At 58.6% G+C, this 26,624-nt stretch carries 22 protein-coding genes and 1 tRNA gene; 13 read left to right on the plus strand and 10 right to left on the minus strand.

Translation table 11 applies throughout. The features are described 5' to 3' along the window. Nucleotides 1-88: 88 nt before the first annotated feature. The gene (locus tag WMP97_RS08050; RefSeq protein WP_340440245.1) at nt 89-1,489 is read right to left on the minus strand and encodes a class II fumarate hydratase; all 1,401 of its coding nucleotides are present in this window, start codon (nt 1,487-1,489) and stop codon (nt 89-91) included. Between the two features lie 85 nt (nt 1,490-1,574). Beyond that, the gene (gene glpX, locus WMP97_RS08055) at nt 1,575-2,588 is read right to left on the minus strand and encodes a class II fructose-bisphosphatase (protein ID WP_023021881.1); all 1,014 of its coding nucleotides are present in this window, start codon (nt 2,586-2,588) and stop codon (nt 1,575-1,577) included. A 188-nt stretch (nt 2,589-2,776) separates the two neighbouring features. Here glpX and WMP97_RS08060 point away from each other — a divergent pair, with 188 nt between their 5' ends. Further along, nucleotides 2,777-3,346, plus strand: coding sequence for a DUF4245 domain-containing protein (locus WMP97_RS08060; protein ID WP_034656435.1), 570 nt, complete (start codon nt 2,777-2,779; stop codon nt 3,344-3,346). Here the strand turns inward: WMP97_RS08060 and WMP97_RS08065 are convergent. Genes WMP97_RS08065 through xseA form a run of 3 tightly spaced genes read right to left on the minus strand, consistent with a single transcriptional unit; the run spans nt 3,330 to nt 5,230 of the window. After that, nucleotides 3,330-3,698 carry a hypothetical protein gene (locus WMP97_RS08065; protein ID WP_248099037.1) on the minus strand — a complete coding sequence of 123 codons (369 nt, stop codon included), beginning with the start codon at nt 3,696-3,698 and terminating at the stop codon, nt 3,330-3,332. The two genes, WMP97_RS08060 and WMP97_RS08065, sit on opposite strands and share 17 nt — an antisense overlap. After that, nucleotides 3,698-3,967 (minus strand): exodeoxyribonuclease VII small subunit, encoded by a 270-nt coding sequence (locus WMP97_RS08070; RefSeq protein WP_340440246.1) that lies wholly within the window; start codon nt 3,965-3,967, stop codon nt 3,698-3,700. Before WMP97_RS08070 ends, WMP97_RS08065 begins: the two co-directional genes overlap by 1 nt. A 21-nt stretch (nt 3,968-3,988) precedes the next feature. Further along, a complete protein-coding gene (gene xseA / locus WMP97_RS08075) occupies nt 3,989-5,230 on the minus strand; it encodes an exodeoxyribonuclease VII large subunit (protein ID WP_023021877.1) in 1,242 nt (413 codons plus the stop codon). 141 nt (nt 5,231-5,371) lie between these two features. Here xseA and WMP97_RS08080 point away from each other — a divergent pair, with 141 nt between their 5' ends. Beyond that, the gene (locus tag WMP97_RS08080; protein WP_023021876.1) at nt 5,372-6,322 is read left to right on the plus strand and encodes a 4-hydroxy-3-methylbut-2-enyl diphosphate reductase; all 951 of its coding nucleotides are present in this window, start codon (nt 5,372-5,374) and stop codon (nt 6,320-6,322) included. 65 nt (nt 6,323-6,387) lie between these two features. Here WMP97_RS08080 and WMP97_RS08085 read toward each other — a convergent pair whose 3' ends face one another. The 3 genes from WMP97_RS08085 to WMP97_RS08095 all read right to left on the minus strand — a co-directional run bounded on the left by WMP97_RS08085 (nt 6,388) and on the right by WMP97_RS08095 (nt 9,830). Further along, a complete protein-coding gene (locus tag WMP97_RS08085) occupies nt 6,388-7,191 on the minus strand; it encodes a Yip1 family protein (protein WP_316331032.1) in 804 nt (267 codons plus the stop codon). Between the two features lie 62 nt (nt 7,192-7,253). Further along, nucleotides 7,254-8,324, minus strand: coding sequence for a DNA recombination protein RmuC (locus WMP97_RS08090; RefSeq protein ID WP_034656472.1), 1,071 nt, complete (start codon nt 8,322-8,324; stop codon nt 7,254-7,256). Between the two features lie 36 nt (nt 8,325-8,360). Next, nucleotides 8,361-9,830: an AI-2E family transporter gene (locus WMP97_RS08095; protein WP_023021873.1), complete on the minus strand. Its 1,470-nt coding sequence runs from the start codon at nt 9,828-9,830 to the stop codon at nt 8,361-8,363. Between the two features lie 47 nt (nt 9,831-9,877). Between WMP97_RS08095 and ychF the strand changes: the two genes are divergently transcribed. The 4 genes from ychF (at nt 9,878) to WMP97_RS08115 (ending at nt 14,205) form a co-directional block, all read left to right on the plus strand. Beyond that, nucleotides 9,878-10,963, plus strand: coding sequence for a redox-regulated ATPase YchF (gene ychF / locus WMP97_RS08100; protein WP_200287819.1), 1,086 nt, complete (start codon nt 9,878-9,880; stop codon nt 10,961-10,963). A 128-nt stretch (nt 10,964-11,091) separates the two neighbouring features. Beyond that, entirely contained in the window at nt 11,092-11,625 is a 534-nt protein-coding gene (locus WMP97_RS08105; protein WP_340440248.1) for a type 1 glutamine amidotransferase domain-containing protein, read from the plus strand. 225 nt (nt 11,626-11,850) lie between these two features. Next, on the plus strand, nt 11,851-12,762 hold the full coding sequence (locus tag WMP97_RS08110) for a cation diffusion facilitator family transporter (protein ID WP_340440249.1): 912 nt from the start codon (nt 11,851-11,853) through the stop codon (nt 12,760-12,762). Between the two features lie 513 nt (nt 12,763-13,275). Next, nucleotides 13,276-14,205: a PRC and DUF2382 domain-containing protein gene (locus WMP97_RS08115; protein ID WP_023021869.1), complete on the plus strand. Its 930-nt coding sequence runs from the start codon at nt 13,276-13,278 to the stop codon at nt 14,203-14,205. A 63-nt stretch (nt 14,206-14,268) separates the two neighbouring features. Here WMP97_RS08115 and WMP97_RS08120 read toward each other — a convergent pair whose 3' ends face one another. Next, complete coding sequence (locus WMP97_RS08120) at nt 14,269-15,630, minus strand: dicarboxylate/amino acid:cation symporter (RefSeq protein ID WP_340440250.1); 1,362 nt, start codon at nt 15,628-15,630, stop codon at nt 14,269-14,271. A gap of 356 nt (nt 15,631-15,986) precedes the next feature. Here WMP97_RS08120 and pcp point away from each other — a divergent pair, with 356 nt between their 5' ends. From pcp to nrfD, 4 genes are read left to right on the plus strand one after another with little or no spacing between them, the layout of a single operon-like run. Further along, nucleotides 15,987-16,574, plus strand: a complete 588-nt coding sequence (gene pcp, locus WMP97_RS08125; RefSeq protein WP_200287811.1) for a pyroglutamyl-peptidase I — start codon at nt 15,987-15,989, stop codon at nt 16,572-16,574. 47 nt (nt 16,575-16,621) lie between these two features. Then, complete coding sequence (gene fdnG / locus WMP97_RS08130; protein ID WP_248099022.1) at nt 16,622-19,888, plus strand: formate dehydrogenase-N subunit alpha; 3,267 nt, start codon at nt 16,622-16,624, stop codon at nt 19,886-19,888. Next, on the plus strand, nt 19,889-20,947 hold the full coding sequence (locus WMP97_RS08135) for a 4Fe-4S dicluster domain-containing protein (RefSeq protein ID WP_023021864.1): 1,059 nt from the start codon (nt 19,889-19,891) through the stop codon (nt 20,945-20,947). Beyond that, complete coding sequence (gene nrfD / locus WMP97_RS08140; RefSeq protein WP_023021863.1) at nt 20,944-22,059, plus strand: NrfD/PsrC family molybdoenzyme membrane anchor subunit; 1,116 nt, start codon at nt 20,944-20,946, stop codon at nt 22,057-22,059. The genes WMP97_RS08135 and nrfD overlap by 4 nt, the downstream gene beginning before the upstream one ends. Nucleotides 22,060-22,245: 186 nt before the next feature. Here the strand turns inward: nrfD and selD are convergent, their stop codons facing one another. Continuing rightward, nucleotides 22,246-23,229, minus strand: a complete 984-nt coding sequence (gene selD / locus WMP97_RS08145; RefSeq protein WP_340440252.1) for a selenide, water dikinase SelD — start codon at nt 23,227-23,229, stop codon at nt 22,246-22,248. Between the two features lie 178 nt (nt 23,230-23,407). On the opposite strand from selD, the gene WMP97_RS08150 reads away from it, so the two are divergent. The 3 genes from WMP97_RS08150 (at nt 23,408) to selB (ending at nt 26,617) form a co-directional block, all read left to right on the plus strand. Continuing rightward, nucleotides 23,408-23,502: transfer RNA gene (locus WMP97_RS08150), tRNA-Sec, on the plus strand. Between the two features lie 79 nt (nt 23,503-23,581). Continuing rightward, nucleotides 23,582-24,844, plus strand: coding sequence for an L-seryl-tRNA(Sec) selenium transferase (gene selA, locus WMP97_RS08155; RefSeq protein WP_239208057.1), 1,263 nt, complete (start codon nt 23,582-23,584; stop codon nt 24,842-24,844). Beyond that, a complete protein-coding gene (selB, locus tag WMP97_RS08160) occupies nt 24,845-26,617 on the plus strand; it encodes a selenocysteine-specific translation elongation factor (protein WP_340440255.1) in 1,773 nt (590 codons plus the stop codon). It begins immediately after the preceding gene. Nucleotides 26,618-26,624: the final 7 nt, after the last annotated feature.

Consider the following 26,624-nt stretch of genomic DNA (forward strand, 5'->3'; position numbering starts at 1 on the left):
CCATTGCTCTTGCCGACGTCCCCCTTACCCCAGGCATGCGAAACCCCGCCCGGGTCCTGCCCGGGCGGGGTAGCGGTGCGGCGGATACTTAGAAGTTATCGCGGTCGCGGTTAGTCATGCTCAGCACATCGAGGCGCTTATCCAGCTCTTCCTCGGTGAGGTTTTCGCCATCGACAAAGCCCAAATCAATGACGGCCTGGCGAACAGTGATCTTCTCATGCAAGGCATGCTTGGCGGCCTTGGCCGCGTTCTCGTAACCAATAGCAGAGTTGAGCGGGGTCACGATGGAAGTGGAAGACTCCGCAAAGTGCTTCATGCGCTCCTCGTTGGCCTCGATGTGATCGATGCACTTATCGGCGAAGACGCGGGAGGCATTGGATAGCAGGCGAGCAGACTCGAGCACGTTGCGTGCCATCATCGGGATGAAGACATTGAGCTCGAAGTGGCCCTGGGCACCGCCGAAGGCGACTGCGGCGTCATCGCCCACCACCTGGCCGGCAACCATGGTGACGGCCTCCGGAATGACCGGGTTGACCTTACCCGGCATGATGGAGGAACCTGGCTGCAGGTCCTTCAGGTGAATCTCTGCCAGGCCGGTCAGTGGGCCAGAGCCCATCATGCGGAGGTCATTAGCAATCTTATTAAGGGACACAGCAACCGCGCGCATGGCGCCGGAGAACTCCACCAAGCCATCGCGTGCGGCCTGTGCCTCAAAGTGGTTCTCTGCTTCCTTTAGTTCCGCAACACCGGTGAGCTTCTTGAGCTCTTCGGTGACCTTAGCGCCAAAGTCCGCAGAGGTATTCAGGCCGGTGCCGGTGGCGGTACCGCCGATGGCCAGCTCGCCCAAGCGTGGCAGGGTGGCCTCGATCCGCTCGATGCCCAGCTCAATCTGGCGGGCGTAGCCACCGAATTCTTGACCGAGGGTAACCGGGGTGGCGTCCATCAAGTGGGTACGGCCCGCCTTGACCACGTCGGCGAATTCCTTGGCCTTCTTGCTCAGGGACTCGTGCAGAACCTTCAAGCCCGGAATGAGGTCATTAACGGCGGCCTCAGTAGCGGCAACGTGGGTGGCGGTGGGGAAAGTGTCATTAGAGGACTGGCCCATATTCACGTGGTCATTCGGGTGAATCTCCACGCCATTCTGGTGTGCCAAGGAGGCGATAACCTCATTGGTATTCATATTGGACGAGGTGCCCGAACCAGTCTGGAAAACGTCGATAGGGAAAGCATCATTGTGCTTGCCCTCGGCGATTTCAGTAGCGGCGGCGATAATGGCATCGGCCTTGTCCTCGTCCAACTTGCCGGAATCCTTATTTACCTGAGCACAAGCTGCCTTAAGGAGGCCAAGTGCGCGAATCTGCGCATTTTCGAGGCCACGGCCGGAAATAGGGAAGTTGTCCACTGCGCGCTGGGTCTGTGCGCGCCACAGGGCATCTGCAGGAACCTTTACTTCGCCCATGGTGTCATGTTCGATGCGGTATTCAGTCATGTGAAGATCACCTCAGTTAATTGGGTAGTGTGTGCTTTCCAGTATGGCGGAGATCTACCAGGAGGGCCGCCTTCGGGGGTGCCCCCTAGTTTTTGGTCGGGGTGGTGTAATCCACTACGGAATATTCCTGCAGCTTGGATAGCTTATGGATGGAGTCGATGTAGCGGATGGTGCCGGACTTGGAACGCATAACCAGTGAGCGGGTAGTAGCGCCGGAATTGCGGTAGGAAACACCGCGCAGCATGTCACCATTGGTCACGCCGGTGGCAGCGAAGTAGCAGTTTTCGGAGGAGACCAAGTCAGTGGTCTTAAGGACGCGGTCCAAATCGTGGCCTGCTGCGCGGGCCTTTTCTGCTTCCTCTTCATCCTTTGGCCACAGCTTGCCCTGGATTTCGCCGCCCATGCAGCGCATAGCGCAGGCGGTGATGATGCCTTCTGGGGTGCCGCCGATGCCCATCATCATGTCGATGGAATTGGAATCCTGGCAGGTGGCGATGGCGCCTGCAACGTCGCCATCCATAATGAGGCGCACCTTTGCGCCGGCGGCGCGAATTTCAGAGATGAGCTGCTCGTGGCGCGGGCGGTCAAGGACCACGACGGTCAGATCTTCCGGGCGGATATTCTTCGCCTTGGCCACGGAGTTGATGTTCCATTCCACTGACTCGTTGATGTCGATAGCGCCGACTGCTTCTGGGCCAACAGCAATCTTTTCCATGTAGAAGACTGCGGAAGGGTCATACATGGTTCCGCGCTCTGCGGCCGCGATGACGGAGATAGCGTTGGGGCGGCCTTCTGCCATCAAACGAGTTCCGTCAACGGGGTCCACGGCGATATCCATGGCGGCGCCCTCGCCGGTGCCTACCTCTTCGCCGTTAAATAGCATAGGGGCCTCATCTTTTTCGCCCTCACCAATGACAACGACGCCGTTCATGGCTACGGAATTGATGAGCTTGCGCATTGCGTCGACCGCCGCGCCATCGCCCTCATTCTTCTGGCCGCGGCCTACCCAACGGCCGGATGCGAGCGCTGCTGCCTCAGTGACACGGACCAGTTCCATCGCCAGGTTGCGGTCAGGAAGATAAGACGTATTTTCGGACATGTGTAGTGGTTGCCTTCCATAGTTTTCTCATCGAGGGGTGTTCCCCTTGATGCTCTACCTTTCCATTCTCGCACTTTTTTGCTCTAATGGGTCTGATTTTGCGCCCCATTTGTGGGGGATTCATCAAACTTTCGGGGGAGAATGGGCCGTGTGGCTTTTTGGAAGCACACCGTGCGATACTAAGGCGCGTGGCTGCAGAAGAAAGACCAAAGATTTTTGAAGGCGCGAAGGATATCTCCCTGTCCCTCGCCGTCGTGGTGATCATGATGCTGCTGGCCGTAGGAGCGACCGGCCTATGCTCGATCAATTCCGAAACTCAACAGGGAGCGGTGCAGGAAGTGGATGAACAAACCTTCCTTGAAACCCAAGCTCGCGCAGGAATTGGCGCTATTCGCAATCCTGATATGCCAGAGGGCTGGGAGGCTAATGCTGCCCGCCGCGTTGATATGGGAGGAGAAAACGCCACCGTGGTCAGCTGGGTGACCGCTGACCAAGGGTTTGTGGAGTCTACTCAGACACAGGTGGCGGCCGATGATGCGGGTAAGGAATACGACGCCAACTACCGCGGCATCGAATCTGCCCGTGAGGTCAAAGGGCACCAAGTGCGGGTACTAGAAAGTGATGACGACTCCGTGCGCCGCCTGTGGGTGACAGATTTGGGCGACGCCCGCCTCATTATCTCCGGTGCCGCAGACGATAGCGATTTTGAGGCTGCTACCGCTGCGTTTATCGACGCCGCACCTATAGCCGAAAAATAACCTCGCCCAATCCTTCTGCCGCAGTGGTGGCGCTAAGACCATCGCCGGCCTGGGCAATGACCTCTGCGAGGGATTTTTCATCTAAGCCGCTGAGGCGCGTCTTTCCCACAAAAACATCGATGCGCTCACGCTGGGAACGCTGCGGATAAATAGCGATTTCGCGTACCTTATCGCCTGTAAAGCGCAGCACCACGGATTGGGAAAAATAGCTTACCTCGTCATCATCGCGGGTATGCGCTGGACCAAAGAATTCCTCTACGAATTCCCGGGAGTCTCCCGCCATGATGGAACCGGCGGCCGCAGACTTCGACACAAAATCCACCCGCTCACCTGGATACCCATAAATCTGCACTACTCGTCTCCTTCTGCGTCTGCTGCTTCGGCCCTCTCGAGCGCTGCTTCAACGCGCTTTGCCGCGCCGTCGAGATGTGCCTCGCACGTACGGGCAAGGGCTTCGCCGCGTTCCCAATACTTCAGTGACTCATCCAAACCCATCTGCCCGAGCTCTAAGATCTTTACAGTTTCAATGAGCTCATCTCGGGCTTGCTCATAACTCAATTCTTCTACTGGGGTAAAAGCATCCTGGCCTGGCTGACCGGTGCCAATGGTGTCATCTGACATAATTTTCTCCTCGTTTGGTGGTTAATCGGCGGCCTGGGAGGCCATAGAAACAGCGGTAATAGATCCATCGCCCACGCGGATGCGCAGTTGCGCGCCGGGAGGGGATTGCTCATAAGAGGTGACAACTTCGGGGCCGGAGCCATCTTTGGGTACCACTTGGACGATGGAATACCCGCGGGCGAGAGTAGCTGAAGGTCCCAAAGCTGAAACGCGAGCACGCAGCGACTCCACGTGGCGGGTCTCGCGTTCTACCATGACCTCAATTTCCCGGCGCATGGTGGCACGAGTCCGCTCTATTTCCTCGCGGCGCGTACGAATGGGGGTCATGGGGTCTGCCATGACGGGCCGGGAACGAATATTGTCCAGGCCGCGTCGCTCCCTTTCCACCCAGCCGCGCAAGGCGGCAGCCATCCGGGAGCGTGCCTCTGCGATAACGGCACGCTCCTCGGCCACGGAGGGGACGACGCGCTTTGCGGCGTCGGTAGGCGTGGCAGCGCGCAGATCCGCGACGTTATCGAGCACCGGGCTATCCGGCTCATGGCCGATGGCGGAGACCACCGGAGTGCCAGCAGCCGCGACCGCGCGTTGCAGCGCTTCTTCTGAGAAGGGAAGCAGGTCTTCTACAGAGCCACCACCGCGGGCGATGATGATGACGTCTACCTCTGGATCCGCATCTAGCTGCTGGAGGGCATCGATAACCTCTGGAACGGTATTCGCACCTTGAACCGCGGTATTGAGAACTCGGAATTGTACCGCTGGCCAGCGATCATGAGCTACCGCCATCACATCTCGCTCCGCGGCCGAACCGCGGCCGGTAATCAGCCCGATTTTGTGCGGTAGGTAAGGCAGTGGCCGCTTGCGAGCAGGATCAAAAAGTCCCTCTGCCGAAAGCTGCTGGCGCAATTTCTCAATGCGCGCGAGTAGATCACCTATGCCCACATGACGAATCTCCGTGGTCCACAGTGAAAAAGAACCGCGGCCGGCATAAAAAGCCGGCTTGCCATGGACAATGACGCGGTCGCCGTCTTTTAGCGGTGCTGACAATGACTGCAACATTGATGATGGGCAGGTCAGCTGCACGGACTTTTCCTGCTGTACATCACGCAGCGTGAGATAGGACAGCTTCCAGGTGGGTTTGAAATTAATTTGGGTTAATTGACCCTCTACCCACAGGTAGCCCAGGCGCTCGATCCAGCCCTTGACTTGGTCGTTGACTTTACCAACGGGCCAGGGAGTATCCGGAGTATTTGCCGGTTGATTCACACAGCCTCCCTTTCTTCAGTCTGCCGTATTCTTCCGCCTAGTTTAGGGGCCAGCGCAGATGATTGCCCCGCTCGGGGTAGCCGGAATGGTGGCGGTGGGCCCCACTATTGTTTTGGGTGCTGTTTCGATACTCTGGGAGCCATGACTGAAGGTAAAAATGTTCTCCTCGCGGCGCCGCGCGGATACTGCGCAGGCGTAGATCGCGCGGTTGAAACCGTAGAAAAGGCGCTGGAAAAGTACGGCGCGCCCATTTATGTACGCAAGCAAATCGTGCACAATCGCTACGTCGTAGAGTCTTTGGCAGAACGCGGCGTCATCTTTGTTGACGAGGCCTCTGAGGCCCCAGAAGGTGCCCACCTAGTCTTTTCCGCTCATGGTATTTCCCCGGCCGTTCGGGCAGAGGCAACGCAGCGCAAGCAACTAACGTTGGACGCCACGTGCCCATTGGTAACCAAGGTGCATAAGGAAGCCCAGCGCTTCCAGCGCGATGGCTATCACATCCTCTTGGTTGGCCACGAAGGACATGAGGAAGTGGAAGGAACCGCCGGCGAAGCACCGGAGGTTACCCACCTCGTGGACGGCGTCGAGGGCGTTGCCAAGCTGCCGGATTTCCTGCAGGACGAGAAGCTTATTTGGCTGTCCCAAACCACGCTCTCGGTGGATGAGACGATCACCATCGTCAATAAACTGCGCGAGCGTTTCCCGCATCTGGAAAATCCGCCTTCAGACGATATTTGCTACGCCACCCAAAACCGCCAAGAATCCGTCAAAGCCATTGCCCCCAAGTGCGACCTGATGATTGTGGTGGGGTCTAAAAACTCCTCTAACTCGGTGCGCCTGGTCGAAGTCGCGCTCGAGGCTGGTGCTAAGGCTTCACACCTCGTAGATTTTGCCAAGGAGATCGACGATGCCTGGCTGGAAGGCGTGCGCACCGTCGGAGTCACCTGTGGTGCATCTGTACCAGAATTGCTGGTACGCGAGGTATTGGAATTTCTCGATGCGCGTGGCTATAGCGACGTAGAACAGGTAACTACCTCTACGGAGACGATTACCTTCGCCCTGCCGCGCGACCTGCGCCCAGCACGCACTTAAACAGGCGCGCGCTTAAACTACATCTAAAACAAAAGAAAGGCCCGTTTCCGGGCCTTTCTTTTGTTTTAGTCCTCGTCATAGAGGTTATCGTCCCAACCTTGCTTGGGCGCTTGCTTGTGCTCCTTAGACGCCGGTACCGAATCGCCGGCGCGCCGGGTTGGATCCGGGCGCATTGGATTTGCGCGTTCCTCTTGCTGGAGGCGGCGGCGTTCCTCTCGGTCGCGCCCACGCAGGCGATCTTTGGGCGTGGGGCGGGACTTCTTTAACGTGTGAGAAGCGCGGGCGCGCTGCGGAGTGGCTGGAGTTTTAGTAGGTTCCTTTGCCAGCCTATCGCGCGCCATCAAGTCAGCGACCGATAAACGCTCAGCGCGATTGCGGCGGTCTTGCTCAGCATCGGAACGGCGGGAGGAAGTTTCCATTTTAGCGGTGCGACGTGCCGTCTTACGGTAGCGGACCCATCGCAACCAGCCGATGATTCCTGCGCCTACTAAAGCGATGAGGAGCCAGAGAAAGCTTTGGACAAGGGGGAAAGCTGCGGTTACGGTAGCCGTCTTGGAAAACGGTGATGCTCCCTCTGGCAAGTTGGCCTTGGTAATAAAGAATCCGGCCAGTACCACCGTGATGGCATACAAGATGGGGATGGAAGCCACCGTGAGGAAGAGGCCGCGTTCTTCTACGATGAGCGCCACCAGCAGCGAACCGATGACGAGGAAGGCGAGGTAAGCCCACCCGATGGTACCCATCAGGATGGAAATCAACGCGCCGGTGAGCAAAATTGCCGCGAGCAGCCCAAGGCCCGTGCCCAGCGTGATGCTGGGGAGTCCAGAGCTTTGGGCGGCGGAAGACTTTCTTTGCTTGGCTTGTGACACGTCGGAAGATCCTACCGGTTCGTGCCTGCCCATGGCTATTTCCACGCACTAAGTCGCCGGATTTATAGTGGCGAATGCCCGCGCGGCCACGTATCGATGGCTATGGGCTCCCGTGGCGTGCGGTCCGTGCGGCCTGGGATATCCATCTCGTGCAATTTGCGGGCGGTGACGCCGACACGGGAATCTAGCGAGGACAGTGTGGCATTGTAGGCTTCGACTGCCTTTTCCAAGTTGTGGCCCACCCTGCCATAGTGATCAGAAAGTGTATTCAGGCGCGTGTACAGTTCGCGCCCTAGGCGCTGAACCTCCTTTGCCTTGGCTGAGATGTCTTCTTGGTGCCACCCCATAGCCACCGTGCGCAGGAGGGCGAAAAGCGAGCTGGGGGTGGCAATTACTACATTGCGTTCAAAGGCATACTCGATGAGTTCTGGGTCCACTGACAATGCAGCATCGAGGAAAGGATCTGCAGGGACAAACAGGATGACGAATTCGGGTGTAGGTTGAAACGCTTCAATATAGTCTTTGTGCGATAGTGCTTGGACGTGGCCACGCATCAAGTGTGCGTGGCGGCGCAAGAAGCCGGCGTGTTCTTCTGGGTCATCGGTCTCCAGCGCGTCGAGGTAAGAAGTAAAAGGCACCTTGGCATCGACAATGATATGGCGGCCACCAGCCAACTTGATAACCATGTCTGGGCGAACGATGCGACCACCCAGCGGAGCAGAAACCTGGCAGTCAAAGTCCACATGTTTGGTCATGCCGCCTATTTCAACCACCCGCTCCAATTGCACCTCGCCCCAACGACCGCGGGTATTGGGCGAGCGCAAGGCACTAACAAGTTTGTCAGTGCGTTCAGTCAGACGAGAGGAGGTACGGGTTACCGCCTGGACCTGGCTAGAAAGGGAAGCGAGCAGCGCGGTGCGGTCTTCCTCAATTTCTTGGAGCTGAAACCCCAAGCGGTCCATGGCCTTTTCCAGCGGCTGGAGCTCAGCTTGGCGACGCTGCGATTCTTGCAGCGCGCGGTGTTCGGCACTTGGCGCCGAACGAGCAGCGGAGTAGGAATGGGCCAACCAACCCATTACCGCGCCGAGGGTGAGGCCGATAAAAAGTAGCAGCACGGGCAATGTGGAAGTCATGGAACCCAGCATGGCACGTACAGCCGACACAGCCCACTATTTTTTCGAATCTCCGTTCAAAAGGCCCTCGAAGGCATCGCGGGCACGGCGCAGGTTGGAGCGCACGCCGGGCTTCTCATGCTCTTTCGGGGTGGATTCCACGTTGAGGGCAGCGTCGAGGGAATTGGAGTTGCCGTCCGCGGCTACGTCCGCCACTGCGCCTTCTGGGGCTGCGTAGTCCGGCATTTTAAGCCACGCCTCGCGCTTATAGCGCCCTTGTTCCTCCGTATAACGGCCGATGAGGTAGCCAGCTACGGTGGAAAAGTCCAGCTCCGCGGCGGTCTTTTCGCCCGACTGGAGCTTCATCATATCTTGGCTGTAGCGATAGGCCACCGCGAACATCGCGGCTGCCGGAACCGCGAGGAAACCTCCCACCAGGCCAAATAGCGCAGAGCCTACGGTCACAGAAACCAAGACGATGACGGGGTGCAGGTCCATGGCCTTGGACTGCAGCCAAGGGGAAAGGACATTTCCCTCCAGCTGTTGGACCAGCAAGACCAGTCCAAGAACGAGCAAGGCCTTGGTAATACCAAGGGACACCAGTGCGATGGTGACGGAAAGGGCACCGGCCACAATTGCACCGACGAAGGGGATAAAGCCGGCGATGAAGGTGATGATTGCCAAAGCCATGGCCAGGGGGACGCCGATGAGGGCGAGGCCGATGCCGATAAAGACGGCGTCGACAAGCGAGACAACTGCCTGCGCACGAATAAAGCCTCCAAGCGTGGTCCATGCGCGGGTGAGTAGCTCAGTAAGGTGCCAGCCGGCGCGTTTGCCGGTGGCATCGCGCAGCCAGGGGAGGAACTTGGCGCCGTCCTTGAGGAAGAAGAAGGTCAGCACCAACACAATGAAGAGGGTGACCAAGATGGAGGTAGCGGTGCCGATACCGGTAAAGACGGAACCCGCGATGGCGCCAGCGCGCTGCTGCAGCCAGGAAGCCGCTTCATCGATGTAGCTGCTCATATCCTCGCTATCGAGGTTAAGGGGTGGGCCCTGTGCCCAGAGCTGCAGGCTTTGGATGCCGGAGACCGTCTGCAAGTACAAAGAGCGGGATTGGCGCATGAAGTCCGGGGCAACGAAGGAAATGAGTCCACCCACTGCCGTGAAAGAAACCAAAATGGTTACGGCAGCCGCCAACGCGGCGGGGAGGCCAATGCTGCGCAACTTCTTAGCCACTGGGGCTAGGACGGTGCAGATGATGAGGGCCAAAAGCACTGGCAAGATGCCCTGCCAGAAATTGCCGAGCAAGCGGTAGAGGGCGTAGAGGAAAACGCAGATGATGAGCAGGCGGACCGCCCATAGGGACGCAGACTTAACTACCTCGCCGGCAATGACAGAGCGATCTACCTGATCGCCCGGCGGATGTGGCGATACATCCTCCAGCTTGCTGGTATCGAAGCTTTCATCAAACTTATCGCCCAGGCCCGTCTTGGGAGCCTCGGGCAGCGGTTGGTTATCAGAACTCACCCCACCATCTTGCCTTAAAAGAAGGTGGGTGAGTTAGGATTGGCCCCGTGAGTCTTACACTAGGAATCGTCGGCCTGCCCAACGTGGGCAAGTCCACATTGTTTAATGCCCTGACCCGTTCCGAGATCCTGGCGGCGAACTACCCGTTTGCCACCATCGAGCCCAACGTGGGCCTGGTGGAGCTGCCGGACTCCCGCCTGACCCACCTGGCGGAAATGTTTAACTCGGAGCGTATCCTGCCCGCTACCGTGTCCTTCGTGGATATTGCCGGTATCGTCTCTGGCGCTTCGCAGGGTGAAGGCATGGGTAACGCCTTCCTAGCCAATATCCGTGAGGCAGATGCCATCTGCCAGGTGGTGCGCGCTTTTTCCGATGACAATGTCATCCACGTTGATGGCAAAGTTGACCCGCGCAATGACATCTCCGTTATTAATACCGAGCTCATCCTCGCGGACCTCCAAACCATCGAAAAGGCTCTGCCGCGCCTTGAAAAAGATGCGCGCAAGAATAAGGACCTGGCTGCTGAGGTGGAAGCCACCAAGAAGGCGCAGGAGATTCTAGAAGATGACCGCACCCTCTTCGCAGCAGCTAAGGAGGGCGAGATTGACCTCTCGCTCGTGCGCGATCTGCACTTGATGACGGCAAAGCCTTTCCTCTATGTCTTTAACTCGGACGAGGCCGTGCTTACCGACGACGCAAAGAAGGAAGAGCTTCGCCAGCTCGTCGCCCCGGCCGAGGCCGTGTTCCTTGACGCCCAGACAGAAACTGAGCTGCTTGAGCTGGAAGTAGACGAAGCGCGCGAATTGCTTGAGTCCGTGGGCCAAGATGAGCCGGGGTTGGCTACTTTGGCCAAGGCGGGTTTTGCCACGCTGGGCCTGCAGACCTATCTCACCGCCGGTGAGAAGGAAGCCCGCGCGTGGACCATCAAGCAGGGCTCTGCCGCCCCGCAAGCTGCCGGCGTTATCCACACTGACTTTGAAAAGAAGTTCATCAAGGCCGAAATCGTTTCCTATGATGACCTAGTAGCCGCTGGCTCTATGGCCGAAGCTCGCGCTCACGGCAAGGTCCGCCAAGAAGGCAAGGACTACATCATGCAAGACGGCGACGTGTGCGACTTTAAGATCGGCGGTTAATTCCGCGTCTTCTAAGTCTTGGGCCTCCTAACGGAGAAGGCACTGCCCGCGCAGGCGGAGAAATTGTAGCGATTGAGAATCTTCCGCGTTATTGTGGGCGGCATACTCAAATAATAGGAGGTCACATTATGGCTGAACTAGACAACAAGATTATTGCTGTTATCGCTACCGATGGTTTCGAAGACTCTGAGCTGACTTCTCCGCTGGAGGCCGTGAAGAACGCTGGCGCCACCGTGCGCGTTATCGCCCCTAAGGCCGGTACTATTACCGGCAAGAAGGGCACGGAGATTTCCGTTGACGCCGTTACCGCTGACTCAACCGGCGAGTCTTTCGATGGCATTATCTTGCCTGGCGGTACCGACAATGCCGACCTGTTGCGCTTGGACAAGGCCGCAGTAGAAATCGTGCGCAACCACATGAGCAAGGATCTCCCGCTTGGTGCTATCTGCCACGGTGCATGGATCTTGGCCGATGCTGAAGCTCTTAAGGGTCGTACCTTGACGTCCTTCCCCTCCTTGCAGACCGACCTGCGCAATGCGGGCGCCACGTGGGTAGATGAGGAAGTTCACTGTGACCAGGGCTTGGTATCCTCCCGCACTCCAGATGACCTGCCAGCCTTTAACGCCAAGCTGGTAGAAGAGTTTGCAGAGGGCCAGCACTAAGGCTCCACAATTTAAGCCACGGGAGTTTCCCGTGGCTTTTTCGATCTTGCGCCGGTGTCACATGCCCTATAAAGTTAGGATTTCTTGAAGGGGAGTAGTTCCCTCGGTTAATTCCGAGATGACTGGTCGACATACTGGCGTTTAGCCCGGCCAGCCAGCGCCCGCAGTGCCCGCGGCCGTGAACGAGACCTTCGGTCAGCAACCGCACCGAAGGGAGAAGTGACTATGTCCTCCATGGGCTCAGAGCAGCGCATTCTTGAGCGCTTCATGCAGCTTTCCATCGCTGCCGCCTTAGCCACCATCGTTCTCAAGGCTTTGGCGGCGTGGCTTACCGGCTCGGTGGGCTTCCTATCTGATGCTCTCGAATCCGTAGTGAACCTCGTGGCGGCCTTCGCCGGTTTTTATGCCCTCCGGATTGCTGCCAAGCCGGCCGATGATAACCACCAGTTTGGCCATGGCAAAGCGGAGTACGTCTCCGCCTTGGTGGAGGGCGCGATGATTTTCATTGCGGCCGGCATGATCATCTATACGGCTATCCAGCGCTTCTTTATTCCGCAGCCGATTGCTGAGGCAGGCTGGGGCTTGGCATTATCTACGCTTTCGTCTGTGCTTAACCTGGCGGTGGGTATCGCGCTCATCCGCGCCGGCAAGCGCTACCGTTCTGCCACCTTGGATGCGGATGGGCATCACCTGCTTACCGACGTCTGGACTTCCGTCGGCGTCCTTGTCGGTATCGCCGCCGTTTATTTAACTGGCTGGATGTGGCTAGACCCTGTAGTAGCCCTCGCTGTGGGTATCAATATCTTGTGGACTGGTTACACCCTCCTGCGCGATTCCGTGAGCAGTTTGCTTTCTGAAGCACTTCCCGCGGATGAGCGCCAGCAGATTCGCCAGCTGCTGGCCCGGTTGGAAAAGGAGCAATCGGTTACCTTCACGGACCGGCGTACTGTCGCTTCCGGCCGTCAGCGCTTGGTCTACCTGACCATGGAGGTGCCAGGAGAGTGGAGCGTTATGCATTCCCACGAGGTTGCTGACGCCGTGGAAATCGCCCTAGATGAGCTGTATCCAGGCTGCAGTGCGTTCATTCACGTGGAGCCGGCGGACGTGGAAAACCGCCGCCCGTACCTATTTCGCTAGGCCTTAATTTTCTAAGTTTTCGGGCGGTCACTGTGGCTGATTTTTTAGACCGACATGTGTGTAGACCCGTTCGAGTGAATAGGGCCTGTACATAACCTGTGCTTTTCCGCAGAAAGCATACACCCTTCTGAAAGGACTCTGTGGGTTTAGTGGCACCGCCTTTTGGGGGTGGGGTAAGTCTTGAATGATTTGGAGAAAGTCGAGGGTGTTGACTAGGGCGCTGCGGGGTCGTGAAACGACATCTATTTTTTAGATTCGGGCCATTTATGGTGCAGAATTCTTAACGTTATGAAAATGTTATTGATTGCTCTGAGCTGCATGAAGTCTTCTCTGGGTGAATAAAACGGCAAAAATTTCTTGCTGGCGGTCGAAAAATTTTGAATTCTCCGTATGGTGGTTGTCACACCAAGCAAATAGCGATTCTCACCCCCGCATTCCACATGTGGGGGCAAGAATATGTCCTTTTGATTGGCTGAAGAGAGCTATACCAATAGCAGAAAGGATTTACTGACAATGGGTAAGAACATTAAGGATCTGTTTAACGCAACCGCATACGACAAGGACGGCGAGAAGCTGGGCAACGTTAACGAGGTATTCGTTGATGACCAGTCCGGTCAGCCTACCTTCGTTGAGGTTAACCACGGCCTGTTCGGTATGAACTCCAGCCTCGTTCCGCTGCGCGGTCACGACTTCTCCGGCGATGACCTGAAGCTGGGCTTCTCCAAGGACCGCATCAAGGACGCCCCAGACTTCGATTCCGATAAGCCGCTGACCCCAGAGGCACAGTCCGATATCTTCAAGCACTACGGCCTGGATAATGCACAGGACGTTACCGATTACAAGGACTCCAACCTGGACTCCAAGCGCGACGTTCAGGCTGGCGCTGACAAGGACCACAACTTGGCCGCAGGTGCCGGCGTTGCTGGCGCTGGTGCAGGCGCTGCTGGTGCACACGCTAACGAGAAGAAGGAAGCTACCCACACCACTGATGCGGCTGCTGCTGAGCGTAAGGCTGGCGTTGCCGATAACGCTGCTTCCAAGAACACCGCAGCTGCGCACACCAACAATGACGGCGAGCTCATCCGTTCTGAGGAGCAGATGAACGTCAATAAGGAGCGTGTGGCTACCGGCGAGGCTCGCCTGCGCAAGTACGTTGTAACCGACACCGAGACCGTTGAGGTTCCGGTTGAGCGCGAAGAGGTCAGCGTTGAGCGCACTCCGATCAGCGCTGAAGATGCCAAGAACTACAACGGCACCATCTCCGGTGACACTGAGGAAGCTTCCGTCACCCTGCACGAGGAGCAGGTTAACGTGAACAAGGAAACCGTTCCGGTTGAGAAGATCAACCTGAAGAAGGACACCGTTCGCGACACCGAGACTCACACCGAGGAGCTGCGCAAGGAGCAGATCGACACCGATGGTGTTGATGGCCTCAAGAAGTAAAAGCGCATAGCTAAACGCCCGCAAGGTTTTCCTTGCGGGCGTTTATTATGTTTGAGGGCTTATTTAAGCCTTGGCACCGATGGCTGCGGCCGAGTCAGAATCCATAATGTCTTTGACGCCGCTTTCTGCTGCGTCCCAGGTTGCCTTGTCTTGGATGCCGGCACGTTTAGCAACGACGGTGGCGCACAGTACCTGTCCGGTGACGTTGAGTGCAGTGCGTCCCATGTCAATAATCGGCTCAATGGCCAGCAGGAGACCGACACCAGCCAGCGGAAGGCCAAGTGTAGATAGCGTCAGCGTGAGCATAACCGTTGCGCCTGTGGTGCCTGCGGTAGCAGCGGAACCAATGACGGAAACAAAGATGATGAGCAGGTATTGGGTGAAGTCGAGGTTAATGTCGTAGAACTGGGCAACAAAGATGGCTGCGATGGCCGGGTATACGGAGGCGCAGCCGTCCATCTTGGTGGTTGCTCCTAGCGGAACGGCAAAGGAAGCGTATTCAGAAGGAACACCCATGGCCTTTTCGCTAAAGCGCTCGGTAGCTGGCATGACACCCATGGAAGAACGGGTAACAAAGCCCAGCGAGGTGACCGGCCAAACGCGCTTATAAAAGCCCATGACTGGAATCTTGTTGAACTTCAGTACGGCGGGGTAGACCACGACAAAAACCAGACCAAGGCCCACGTACATGGCCAGCACAAACTTGCCCAGCGAGCCCAAGGCGTCCCAGCCGTAGGTTGCTACTGCCTTACCGATAAGGGCGGCGGTGCCAATCGGTGCAAGGCGGATGATCCACCACAAGATGACCTGGATGACCTTGAGGAAGGACTCGGTAAAGTGCAGGAATGGCTCGGCGGACTTGCCGGTCTTGACCGCGGCGATACCGATGGCCAGGGAAATGACAAGCAGTTGTAGCGCGCCAAAGCTGAGGGATACTTCGCCGTCGGAAAGCGAGGCAGAAAGGCCTACGAAGTTCTGCGGCAGAAGCTGCTCAAAGAACGCGGTCCACGAGCCGACGTGGGAAGGATCCTGTGCAGTGGCGGCATCGACGCTCGTGCCGACGCCCGGCTTCATAATGACGGCAACGAAAATGCCCATCAAGACAGAGAAGAATGCGGTAATGGCGAACCACACCAGTGTGGAAATCGCCAGGGAAGCAGCGTTAGCTACCTTGCGCAAATTGGCGACAGAGGTAACAACAGCGGCGAAGATCAGCGGCGGGATCATCACCTTGAGCAGCTGGACGTAGGCGCTACCGACTCCCGTGAGCAGGGTGGTCAACCAACCGGGATTGTCTGGGTCGGTATCCATGCCGGAGGCGATGAAACCCAAGATGAGGCCGATGATAAGGCCGCCAATAACTTGCGCGCCGAATCCTGTGGCCCAGCCTGGGAGCCTAGAGCGCGGAGATTCCTGTTGAGACATAAAGGTTCCTTTGAAAATAAAAATGGACAGATCGGACTAGTTTTCAGATACTGTCCTGTTCAACTTCAACTTCGCTCAGTTTATTCCTTCGACGTCTTTAGGCACAAGACGTGGGGATTCTCCCGTGGCTGCGACCTCATCCTTCGCGCTCACCGGGTGGCTTCTTAATACCTGGGGTTCTTTTCCCACTGAGCGCGAGGGGGAGGAGGAATTGCGGTGTGCGCCCTCGGCGCTCACCAGAGCGGGGTGGAAGCATCACCTTTACGCTGCTGGTGAGCGCGAAGGGCGGAGGGGGGGAAGGGCGGAGCGCGAGGTGCAGAGCGAGGAGGGGCTGCGATTTCTGGAATACTGGCGGCATGAAAATCCTCGTGACTGCATTTGACGCCTTCGGCGGAGAAAGCATTAACCCTACAGAACAAGCGCTGGAGCTATTACCAGAGGAGGTTGGGGGAGCGGAGCTTGTCAAGACGGTGATTCCGACCAAGTTTGGGGAATCCCTGCGCCGAGTAATTGCACTCGCAGAGGAATCATCAGTCGATGCAATTGTGTGCTTGGGACAGGCAGGCGGCCGGAAACATATCACCCCGGAGCGAGTCGCCATTAATGTGATGGATGCCGAGATTCCTGATAACGCGGGTTATCAGCCAGTGGATGTACCGGTCGTGGAGGGTGGCCCAGCGGCGTATTTTTCCACGCTACCGGTAAAGGAAATGGTCGCGGCGATGGATGATTGTCCGGCGCGGGTGTCGAATACGGCGGGGACTTTCGTGTGCAATCAGCTCCTGTATGGTCTCCTGCATCACTTCGCGGGGACGGAAGTGCGCGCGGGATTTGTGCATGTTCCCTATATTCAGGAGCAGAACAAAGCGGATAAGCCCATGATGGCGCTAGCTGAGATAGTCGAGGGGATAAAGCAGGCACTCTGGGCGGTGCAGGCTAGTTAGGGTAGCCTTTGTGGCTTTTTGAACCAGCGAAATATAGATTTATGGATATGTCTCGCTTTAGCCCTCTCAACTGGCCGGTTGTGCGCCAGCTGCGCAGCGGCGATCCCTTTGGCAGGGACGTCAATACGCAGTCTCAAAAGAGCAAGGATAAACATGGACGCACCGTGGAAGCGGACCGCGTGGTGCAGTCAGTGTGCCCGTACTGCGCGGTCGGTTGCTCGCAGCGCGTGTATGTCAAAGATGACCGTGTCATCCAGGTAGAGGGTGATCCGGATTCGCCCATTTCTCGTGGGCGATTGTGCCCGAAGGGATCTGCGTCGGAGCAGCTCATTAACTCCGCTACGCGCCTGACCAAGATTAAATATCGCGCGCCTTATTCTTCGCAGTGGCAGGACCTTGATGAAGATACCGCGATGGAGATGATTGCGGATCGTTTCTTGGAGGCGCGTCGCAACGGTTGGCAGGATGTCGACGATGAGGGCCGCACCCTCAATCGCACGATGGGCATCGCCGGTTTGGGCGGTGCGACCTTGGATAATGAGGAAAATTACCTCATCAAGAAGCTATTTACCGCCGCTGGTGCGATACAGCTTGAGAACCAGGCTCGCATATGACACTCTGCCACCGTTCCTAGTCTAGGAACTTCGTTTGGCCGCGGCGGCGCAACCCAACCGCTGCAGGATATGGCGAATGCGGACTGCATCGTCATTGAGGGTTCTAATATGGCCGAGTGCCACCCAGTGGGATTCCAGTGGGTGGTGGAAGCCAAGAAGCGTGGGGCACGCATCATTCACGTGGATCCGCGCTATACGCGTACGTCCGCGTTTGCGAATCGCCACATTGGTATTCGCGGTGGCACGGATGTAGTGCTATTGGGTGCAGTGATTAATTATCTGCTGGAAAATGAGCTGTACTTCCATGACTATGTGGTGGCGTATACCAATGCGCCGATGATTATCTCGGAGGACTACCAAGACACCGAGGATCTAGATGGTTTGTTTTCTGGCTATGACCCAGAGACCGGAAAATACGTCACGGATTCGTGGCAGTACGTGCAGAAGCCCGAGGGTGCGTCGTGGAATGTGGAACGCGATGAATCGCTGGAGCATCCCAATTCGGTTTTCCAGATTCTCAAGCGCCATTACGCACGCTATACGCCTGAGATAGTGGAGGAGACCTGCGGTATTGCGCAAGAGGACTTTTACTACCTTGCGGAGTCGATTGCGCAGAATTCCACGCCGGATCGCACCACGTGCTTTGCTTATGCTTTGGGCTTTACTCAGCACACTCTGGGTGCGCAGTTCATTCGTACCGCGGCAATTTTGCAGCTGCTGACCGGTAATGTGGGCCGACCCGGCTCGGGCATTATGGCGTTGCGTGGACACGCGTCTATTCAGGGGTCTACCGATATTCCGACGCTGTTCCATTCGCTGCCGGGGTATTTGCCTATGCCGGGCGTCGACAAGCAAAGCTGGCCTGAGTATGTAGATGGCATCCGCAATGAGTCGCAGAAGGGCTTCTGGCAGATCGGAGAGAACTATGCGGTCTCGCTGATGAAGTCCTACTGGGGCGATGCAGCGACCAAGGAAAACGGGTGGGGTTATGACCTCATGCCGCGTATTTCTGGTGCGCATTCGACCTATGAAACGCTCATGGCAATGCTGGATGAGCAGGTGGAAGGCTATTTTGTCTTCGGCCAGAATCCGGCAGTGGCGCAGTCTAATGGCGGCATGCAGCGCCGTGGTTTGGCGGCGCTAAAGTGGCTGGTTGTGCGCGATTTCCAGGAGATTGAGACTGCCTCGTTCTGGAAGGATTCGCCGGAGATTAAAAACGGCGAGCTCAAGACCGAAGATATCGGTACCGAGGTTTTCTTGATGCCGGCGGCAACCCACGTGGAAAAGGCCGGTACCTTCACCCAAACCCAGCGCATGTTGCAATGGCGTTTCCAGGCGGCACCGCCGCCAGGTGATGCCAAGAGTGACCTGTGGTTCTTCTACCAGTTGGGCAAGAAGATTAAGGAGCGTCTGCGCGATTCCACTGATCCGCGAGATCTGCCTTTGCAGAAGGTCACGTGGGATTATGTGGAAACCGAGGAAGGTGAGCCGAATTCTGAGGACGTCCTCAAGGAGATCAATGGTTATTACCTTGAGGGCCCGAAGAAGGGCGAGCTTTTGCCTGCCTTCGTGGAGATGAAAAATGATGGCAGCACCTCGGGTGGCTGCTGGATCTACACTGGCGTGTTTAAGGATGGTATTAATCAGTCCGCCCGCAAGGTTCCTGGTTCGGAGCAAAATGAGGTTGCTCCGGAGTGGGGCTGGGTGTGGCCGGCAAACCGCCGCCTGCTCTACAACCGCGCTTCGGCGAAGCCGGATGGCACTCCGTGGTCGGAGCGCAAGAAGTATGTGTGGTGGGATGCTGACAAAGGAAAGTGGGTTGGCGATGACGTGCCGGACTTCCCGGTTACTAAGGCCCCTGACTACAAGGCTCCGGTCGACGCCGTGGGGCCGGACGCCCTCGATGGCACCGATGCCTTCATCATGCAGGCTGATGGCCGCGGTTGGCTCTTTGCACCGACCGGGCTTTCCGACGGCCCTTTGCCCACCCACTATGAGCCGCACGAGTCCCCGGTACACAATGTGCTGTACAAGCAGCAGCAGTCGCCGACGCGTCTGACTATTAAGCGTCCAGATAACCTGTCGCGTCCAGAGCCGGGCGAGCCGGGCGCGGAGGTTTTCCCGTTCGTCTTTTCTACGTATCGCCTCACGGAGATGTATACCTCGGGTGCGATGTCACGCCGTTTGCCGTATCTGGCGGAACTGCAGCCAGGCCTATTCTGCGAGGTTGATAAGGCCTTGGCAGAAAAGCGTGGGCTAGAAAATGGTCAGTGGGCCACGATCGTCTCGCCTCGCGGCGTGATTGAGGCGCAGGTCTTGGTCACTGACCGCATGCAGATGATGAAGATCAATGGTGAGGAGTTCCACCAAATCGGTTTGCCGTATCACTATGGCGAGTCCGATTCCACAGCCGTAGCTGGCGATGGTGCCAATGATTTGCTGGGCCTCACGCTGGAGCCGAACGTATTCATTCAGAATTCCAAGATTGGCGCCTGCGATATCCAGCCGGGGCGTCGTCCTCGTGGTGAGGCCCGTGTGGAGATGCTCAAGGAGTACCAGAAGCGTGCGCACCTGAATCTGGATTCCGGTAATGATCTGCTCACTGTGGATGATTCCTTCACTTATAACCCAGAGCCGCAGCAGCCCGTGGATGCGGACACGCCCGGCGAGAAGGGCGAGGAAAGCGAAGAAGGTAAGTAAATGACAAATCTACTGACCGAGAACGCGAGCCGGCACGGCTACGATAAGTACCGCCGCATGGCCTTTTTTACCGATACCTCCATTTGTATTGGTTGTAAGGCCTGCGAGGTGGCGTGCAAGGAGTGGAACCGCAATCCGGTAGAAGGCTATGACGTCACCGGTGATTCCTATGACAACACCGGTGCGCTGGGCGCTAATACTTGGCGGCACGTGGCCTTCGTGGAACAAAATAATGACCGTATCGAGCACGCCCGCGAGGAGGGAAAGAAGCTCATTTCTTTGGGCATGCCTTCGGTCGGGGCGCAGCCGCAAGAAGTTGATACCACTCCGCCAGATACCGATACCTTCCGGTGGCTGATGTCCTCGGATGTCTGCAAGCACTGCACGCATGCAGGTTGCCTTGATGTCTGTCCTACCGGCGCACTGTTTCGCACCGAATTTGGCACTGTGGTAGTGCAAGATGACGTGTGCAATGGCTGCGGGACATGCGTAGCCGGTTGCCCGTTCGGTGTCATTGAACGCCGCGATGATGGCGGTGTGGCGCTGAAATATGACAAGACCGCCACGGTGGATTACGTCGATAATTCCCATGCTGGCGTCAACGTGTTGAAAAAGCTCAAGCAGCTTGCCCCGCAAGGCCCGGACCATACACCGGGCGAGGCGATGCCGATCAAGAACTTGGGCGTGGCCCAGAAGTGCACTATGTGCTATGACCGCTTGAAGCAGGGCGAGCAGCCAGCGTGTTCTAAGACCTGCCCGACCGATTCCATCCAGTTTGGCCCTTATGAGGAGATGGTGGCAGCCGCCAAGGAACGCGTGCGGGTACTGCACGAGCAGGGGATTACCGAGGCCCGGCTTTATGGTGCTAATCAAGACGATGGTGTCGGTGGAACCGGATCCATCTTCTTGCTTTTGGATTCGCCAGAGGTCTATGGGCTTCCGCCTGATCCACGCGTGCCGACGGCGGATTTGCCGCAGATGTATAAGACCGCAGTGAAGGCTATCGGCGGTATGGCGCTGGCCGTGGCCGGTTCCTTCCTGATTGGGGGACGTAAATGAGCAACTTTGATGAGTACCGCCCGCCGCAGCCGGAGCGTCGTAACCGCTACCGGAAATTTGATGGCACCAAGCCTAAAAAGAAGCGCAAGCGCCCAGGCGCGGGCGCGCAGGATGGTTCCAAAGAAGAGCGCATGGCGCAGGATTTCGAGTTCTCGTCCTACTACGGCCGGCCAGTGGTTAAGGCGCCGCCGTGGGAATGGCCAATCGGTGCGTATCTCTTCTTGGGCGGCGTCAGTGGCGGATCAGGGCTTTTGGCCGCCGGCGCACAGGCCGTGGGCAATGCACCGCTGCGTCGTACCACCCGCCTTTCTGCCTTTGGCGCGGCGGCCGCAGGATCAGTCTTTTTGATTCTGGATTTGGGCCGCCCGGAGCGCGCGCTGAATATGTTCCGCGTCTTCAAGGTGACCTCGCCGATGTCTCTGGGATCGTGGATCCTGTCGGGCTTCGCGAGCGCGGCCGCGCTGCCGGCCGCAGCGGAAGTGGATGCAGCGACTGGACATAAGCTGCCCCTGCCTAAGTTCGTGCGCACGGCGCTGCAGAAAGCTGCTGGACCGGCAGGCGCAGTCGCGGGAGTGCTCGGCGGTCCGCTGGCGGGATATACCGCGGTATTGCTGTCGAATACCTCGAATCCGGTGTGGAATGACATGAAAAAGCACCTGCCGTATGTCTTTGTTTCCTCGGCAGCGGCGGCGTCATCAGGAATGGCTATGGTGACCACCCCGGTCGAGCACGCAGGTCCTGCCCGCGTGTCGGGCATGGCCGCCGCGGCCAGCGATCTAGCGGCGACCAAGGTCTTGGAAGAAGGCATGGAGCCGGAGCCGCGCCAGGCTCTGCACGAGGGAAAGCCGGGCACGCTGATGAAGGCTTCGGAATACCTCATTGCGGCCGGTGGCGTGGGAAGCATGCTGGCTGCGGCCACAAAGTCCCGCGCGGTATCGGTGGCCGCGGGGCTATCGCTATTGGCAGGATCGGCGTGCACCCGCTTTGGTGTGCTCAACGCCGGCCTAGAAGCAGTGAAAAATCCGGAGACTACCATCGGCCCGCAAAAGCGCCGGGCGGAAAAGCGCCGGCGCGAGCAGGGTCTCGACCACGATGTGGTGAGCTCGGACTAGTCCACCTCCTGTAGGGCGGGAGCGAGTTCCGCGCCGATATCTTCCCTGCGTTGTTGCTCGGCTGCGGAGCAATAAAAGTGCCGGTCGGTGGACCCGAAGGGGAGGGGAGCATGCGCTTGGCGATGCCCCCTCGGTTGCACACCCCATCAACCCCAGCGCGGCTAGGGGCGCTGGGGAGGAGAAAATTTAGGCCTTGATATAAGCATCGCCCGTGCGCTCGGTGGTGTGGCCGATGACGGGGTAGCCGGGGACCTCGCCGATGAGGAGGAGTCCGCCGGAAGTTTGGGCGTCGGCAAGCAGCACCAGCTCTTCCTCGCTCAAGGAGGTTTCCAGGTGTGGGCGTACCCAGTCGAGGTTGCGGCGGGAGCCACCGGGGATGAATCCTTCCGCCAAGGCCTCCTTCGCGCCGTCGATGGTGGGCACGGCGGAAAAGTCGAGCTCCGCGGCGATGCCAGAGGCGCGGCACATCTTATAAAGGTGGCCGAGCAGGCCGAAGCCGGTGACATCGGTAGCCGCACGCACGCCCGCCTCCACCGCGGCACGGGCGGCCTCGCGATTCAAGGTGGTCATGGAATCGACTGCGGCTTGGGATACCTCGCCGGTGGCCTTGTGTTTATTGTTGAGGATGCCTACGCCGATGGGCTTGGTGAGGGTAATGGGCAGGCCGGGCTCGGCGGCGTCGTTGCGCATGAGCTTTTCGGGCGCGACGATACCGGTGGCGGCCATGCCATAGAGTGGTTCAGGGGCGGTAATGGAATGGCCGCCGGTAACAGAGATGCCGGCTTCGGTGGCTACGTCCATGCCGCCGCGCAGGACCACGCGTAGTACGTCCAGTCCGAGCTTTTCATTGGGCCAGCCTACGAGGTTGATGGCGGTAACGGGGGTGCCGCCCATGGCATAGACATCAGAAAGCGCGTTGGCCGCAGCCACTCGCCCCCAATCGTAGGGGTCATTGAGCATCGGGGTGAAAAAATCCGCGGTGGAAATAACTGCTAGACCATCCTGGATTTTGACTGCCGCAGCATCATCGCCATCATCTAGGCCCACCAGTACATTAGGGTCGGCCTTGCCTACCAGGCCCTCGACGGCAGACTCAAGCTGGCCAGCGGGAATCTTGCAGGCGCAACCGCCGCCTGCGGCGAAAGAGGTGAGCTTAATTTCTTCGGTCATAGCGCCATTTTACTCATCTCCAGAGAGTATCTGGCTGCAAAGCTAGGGCGGGAACCCGCTTGCGGCGGCGTGTGGCGATAGGACAGAGGGCGCCGAGGTTTCGCCTTCGAGGGGCTTGGTGGACGTAGGGATGACAGGTGTATTGGCGCCGGGGAATGCGCGTGTAAGGTGAGCACACGGAGGCGTACGTGTCCTGGTGGGCGCCCCGGTCTTCAAAACCGGTGAGGCCGAGCATCTCGGTTTGGCAGGTTCGATTCCTGTCCGTCTCCGCCATTCGCGCGCAAGGAGGAATGCCACAGTGCCCACGCCCACCCCTGCAGCCAGCCCCGATCCCCGTCGGAATATTCCCCGCATGGATGAGCTGATCCAGCTGCCAGAAGTAGAAACCGCGCGACAGCGCCTTGCCGAGCACACCATTCGTGCAATTGTTCAGCGCACAGTTGCCCAAGCACGCCGCGGCGAGCTGCCTATCAACGATATCCCCACAGAAATTGCGCAACGCCTGGGGCAGCAGAGGGTGCATTCCCTGCGGCCGGTCATCAACGCCTCCGGCGTCATCATCCATACCAACTTAGGGCGCGCCCCTCTTCCGGGAGCCGCAGTAGAGGCCCTTCATGACGCCGCCTCTTATACCGACGTGGAAATGGACCTTGATTCTGGCAAGCGCTCGAAAAACCGCGGAGCTGGCGCCACGGCTGCGCTGCTTGCGGCCTGTCCCGGTGCAGAAGATGCCCTCGTGGTCAATAACGGCGCCAGTGCCTTGCTCTTGGCCACTGCCGCACTCGCCCCGGGCAAAGACGTCATCATTTCGCGCGGCGAACTTATTGAGATCGGTGCGGGCTTTCGTTTGCCGGAGCTCATCGAGTCTACGGCCACGCGCCTCAAGGAAGTCGGCGCGACTAATCGCACGCATCTGGCCGATTATGAGCGCGCGCTGGGGGAAAATACCGGCGCCATTTTGAAGGTGCACCCTTCTAACTTCCGCATTGAGGGCTTTACCTCCGCAGTCGGCGTGGATGAGCTGCACCGCCTAGCAGCGCAGCACCATACGCGGCTCATTGTGGACCTGGGTTCTGGTTTACTAAATCATGATCCCGCGCTGCCAGAGGAACCAGATATTCAGGCCCAGCTGCGCGCCGGCGCCGATATCGTCATTGCCTCCGGCGATAAGCTACTCGGCGGCCCGCAGGCAGGAATTTTGCTCGGTACCAAGGAGGCGATAGCTGCGGTGAAAAAGCACCCACTTGCGCGCGCCGTGCGTATAGACAAGCTGCGCCTCAACGCCTTGGAGGCTGCCATTTCCACGCCTTCGAATGCGGTGCAAGATGCACTGCATCTGGACAGGGAGACCCATCGCGCGCGCACGGAAGCGATAGCGGAGGCAGTCGGTGCGCGCGTAGTGCCCCACGATGGCCGCGTAGGCGGTGGCGGGGCGCCCGAATACCCGCTACCCGGTTATGCGGTTAGCCTGCCAGAACACTTTGCGGACGCGCTTCGCCACCACGAACCACCGGTGGTAGCCCGGGTGCATCAGGGCAACTGCTTAGTGGATATACGCTGCGTTCCCGCAGACCAAGACGCCGTGGTCATTGCCGCGATTAAGGCGGTGGGCTAGGTGTACGTCGTTGCTACCGCCGGCCATGTAGACCATGGCAAGTCCACCTTGGTGCGCGCACTTACGGAGATGGACCCGGACCGGTGGGAAGAAGAGAAGCGCCGCGGGCTCACCATTGACCTAGGATTTGCCTGGACCACCTTGCCCTCTGGTGCAGATGTGGCTTTCGTGGACGTGCCCGGCCATGAAAAATTCTTGGGCAATATGCTTGCCGGCGTGGGCCCAGCCCCAGTGGTCCTTTTCGTGGTGGCAGCTGATGAGGGGTGGCAAGCCCAGTCCACCGATCATCGCGATGCCTTGCGCGCCCTGGGCGTAGAGCATGGAATTATCGCACTTACCCGCAGCGACCGCGCCACCGTAGATCGCACCGCCGAGATCCGTGCGGAGTTGGCAGATACCCCGCTTGCCGACGCCCCCATTATCCCCGTCTCCGCCCCCACCGGCGAAGGCATTGCAGAGCTGCGGCGGGCGCTGGATGATGTGCTTGCTGAAGTACCTGCTCCCGATCCGACAGCCCCAGTGCGCCTGTGGGTCGACCGGGCGTTTAGCGTGAAGGGAGCGGGCACCGTGGTCACCGGAACACTCGCCGCGGGCAGCTTGCGCGTAGGCGATAGCCTGCAGGTGGTGACAGCTGAGGGCGAAAAGACGGTGGAAATTCGGGGACTGCACAGCGAAAATAGCGCACAGGAATCCCTTGGCCCTGTCACCCGCGCTGCCGTCAACCTGCGGGGAGTAGATGCCGCCGAGATACACCGCGGCGACGTAGTGCTGAGCCCAGGCGCATGGCGACTGGTGGAGCACCTCGATATTCACCGCACCTTTGGCGCCGAGCTCGATGGGCTGCCAGATAACCTCGTCGTCCACACCGGTACCGCCGGGGTAGAGGGCCACTTGCGGCCCCTTTCGCCCGATTTCGCGCGCCTTAGCTTGGCTCATCCGCTGCCCCTTCAGCTCCTCGACCGCTTCGTCGTCCGCAGCCCCGGCGGTCGCCACGTCGTCGCCGGGGTAGAAACAGTAGATCTCCGCCCGCCGGAGCTTAACCGTCGCGGTGCCGCTCGCCGTCGCGCAGAAGAACTCAGCGCGCAGGAGTCATTTAGGGATCCTGCATCCTATCTGTGGCGCGTCGGCTACGCCCGCTTGGATGACCTCGCCCGCGATGGCTTCGATACTGCCGCGCCACCCGCAGGCATCATCGCCTTCCGCGAGTGGTGGATAGCCGCTTCCCAGGTAACACGGTGGAAGGAAGCACTCAACGATGCTCTGCATGCCCACGCTGCCGCACATCCCTTGGCGCCGGGAATGCCTCGCAAGGCGGCCATGGATGCCCTCGGCATGCGCGACGAAGGATTGCTAGGGCTTGCGATCGCCGCTGCGAAGGCAGAAAGCAGTGAGGGAGTGCTTCGTCTGCCTGGGCAACGGGTGGATCTCGGCGCGGCTGAGCAGGGCATTGCTGTTATCGAGAAGAGACTTAAAGCGTCACCCTTTGCGGCACCAGAGGCAGATGATTTAGCGGAGCTGGGTCTGGGTACCAAGGAGCTTGCTGCCGCTGAGCGCGCCGGGCGCCTGTTGCGTCTTCAGCACAGCATCGTGCTTTTGCCCTCGGCACCAGAGGAAGCGCGTCGGTACTTGGCCGAGCTGGAACAGCCCTTCACGCTTTCTGCTGCCCGCCGGGCCTTGGGGACGACGCGACGGGTAGCCATTCCGCTCCTGGAATATTTAGATGCCCAGCGGATTACTCGCCGGGGGGAGGGAGGCTGCAGAACCTTGCGCTAGCAAGGAC

The sequence above is a fragment of the Corynebacterium sp. KPL4072 genome (assembly GCF_037908395.1).
Lineage (GTDB): Bacteria > Actinomycetota > Actinomycetes > Mycobacteriales > Mycobacteriaceae > Corynebacterium > Corynebacterium kefirresidentii.

Coding starts and splice junctions, on each gene's coding strand:
- WMP97_RS08115 (WP_023021869.1), top strand. CDS start 13,276: ATGGGTAAGAACATTAAGGATCTGTTTAACGCAACCGCATACGACAAG.
- selA (WP_239208057.1), top strand. CDS start 23,582: ATGGATGAGCTGATCCAGCTGCCAGAAGTAGAAACCGCGCGACAGCGC.
- pcp (WP_200287811.1), top strand. CDS start 15,987: ATGAAAATCCTCGTGACTGCATTTGACGCCTTCGGCGGAGAAAGCATT.
- WMP97_RS08120 (WP_340440250.1), bottom strand. CDS start 15,630: ATGTCTCAACAGGAATCTCCGCGCTCTAGGCTCCCAGGCTGGGCCACA.
- WMP97_RS08050 (WP_340440245.1), bottom strand. CDS start 1,489: ATGACTGAATACCGCATCGAACATGACACCATGGGCGAAGTAAAGGTT.
- glpX (WP_023021881.1), bottom strand. CDS start 2,588: ATGTCCGAAAATACGTCTTATCTTCCTGACCGCAACCTGGCGATGGAA.
- WMP97_RS08090 (WP_034656472.1), bottom strand. CDS start 8,324: ATGACTTCCACATTGCCCGTGCTGCTACTTTTTATCGGCCTCACCCTC.
- WMP97_RS08135 (WP_023021864.1), top strand. CDS start 19,889: ATGACAAATCTACTGACCGAGAACGCGAGCCGGCACGGCTACGATAAG.
- WMP97_RS08105 (WP_340440248.1), top strand. CDS start 11,092: ATGGCTGAACTAGACAACAAGATTATTGCTGTTATCGCTACCGATGGT.
- nrfD (WP_023021863.1), top strand. CDS start 20,944: ATGAGCAACTTTGATGAGTACCGCCCGCCGCAGCCGGAGCGTCGTAAC.
- WMP97_RS08110 (WP_340440249.1), top strand. CDS start 11,851: ATGTCCTCCATGGGCTCAGAGCAGCGCATTCTTGAGCGCTTCATGCAG.
- selD (WP_340440252.1), bottom strand. CDS start 23,229: ATGACCGAAGAAATTAAGCTCACCTCTTTCGCCGCAGGCGGCGGTTGC.
- WMP97_RS08070 (WP_340440246.1), bottom strand. CDS start 3,967: ATGTCAGATGACACCATTGGCACCGGTCAGCCAGGCCAGGATGCTTTT.
- WMP97_RS08080 (WP_023021876.1), top strand. CDS start 5,372: ATGACTGAAGGTAAAAATGTTCTCCTCGCGGCGCCGCGCGGATACTGC.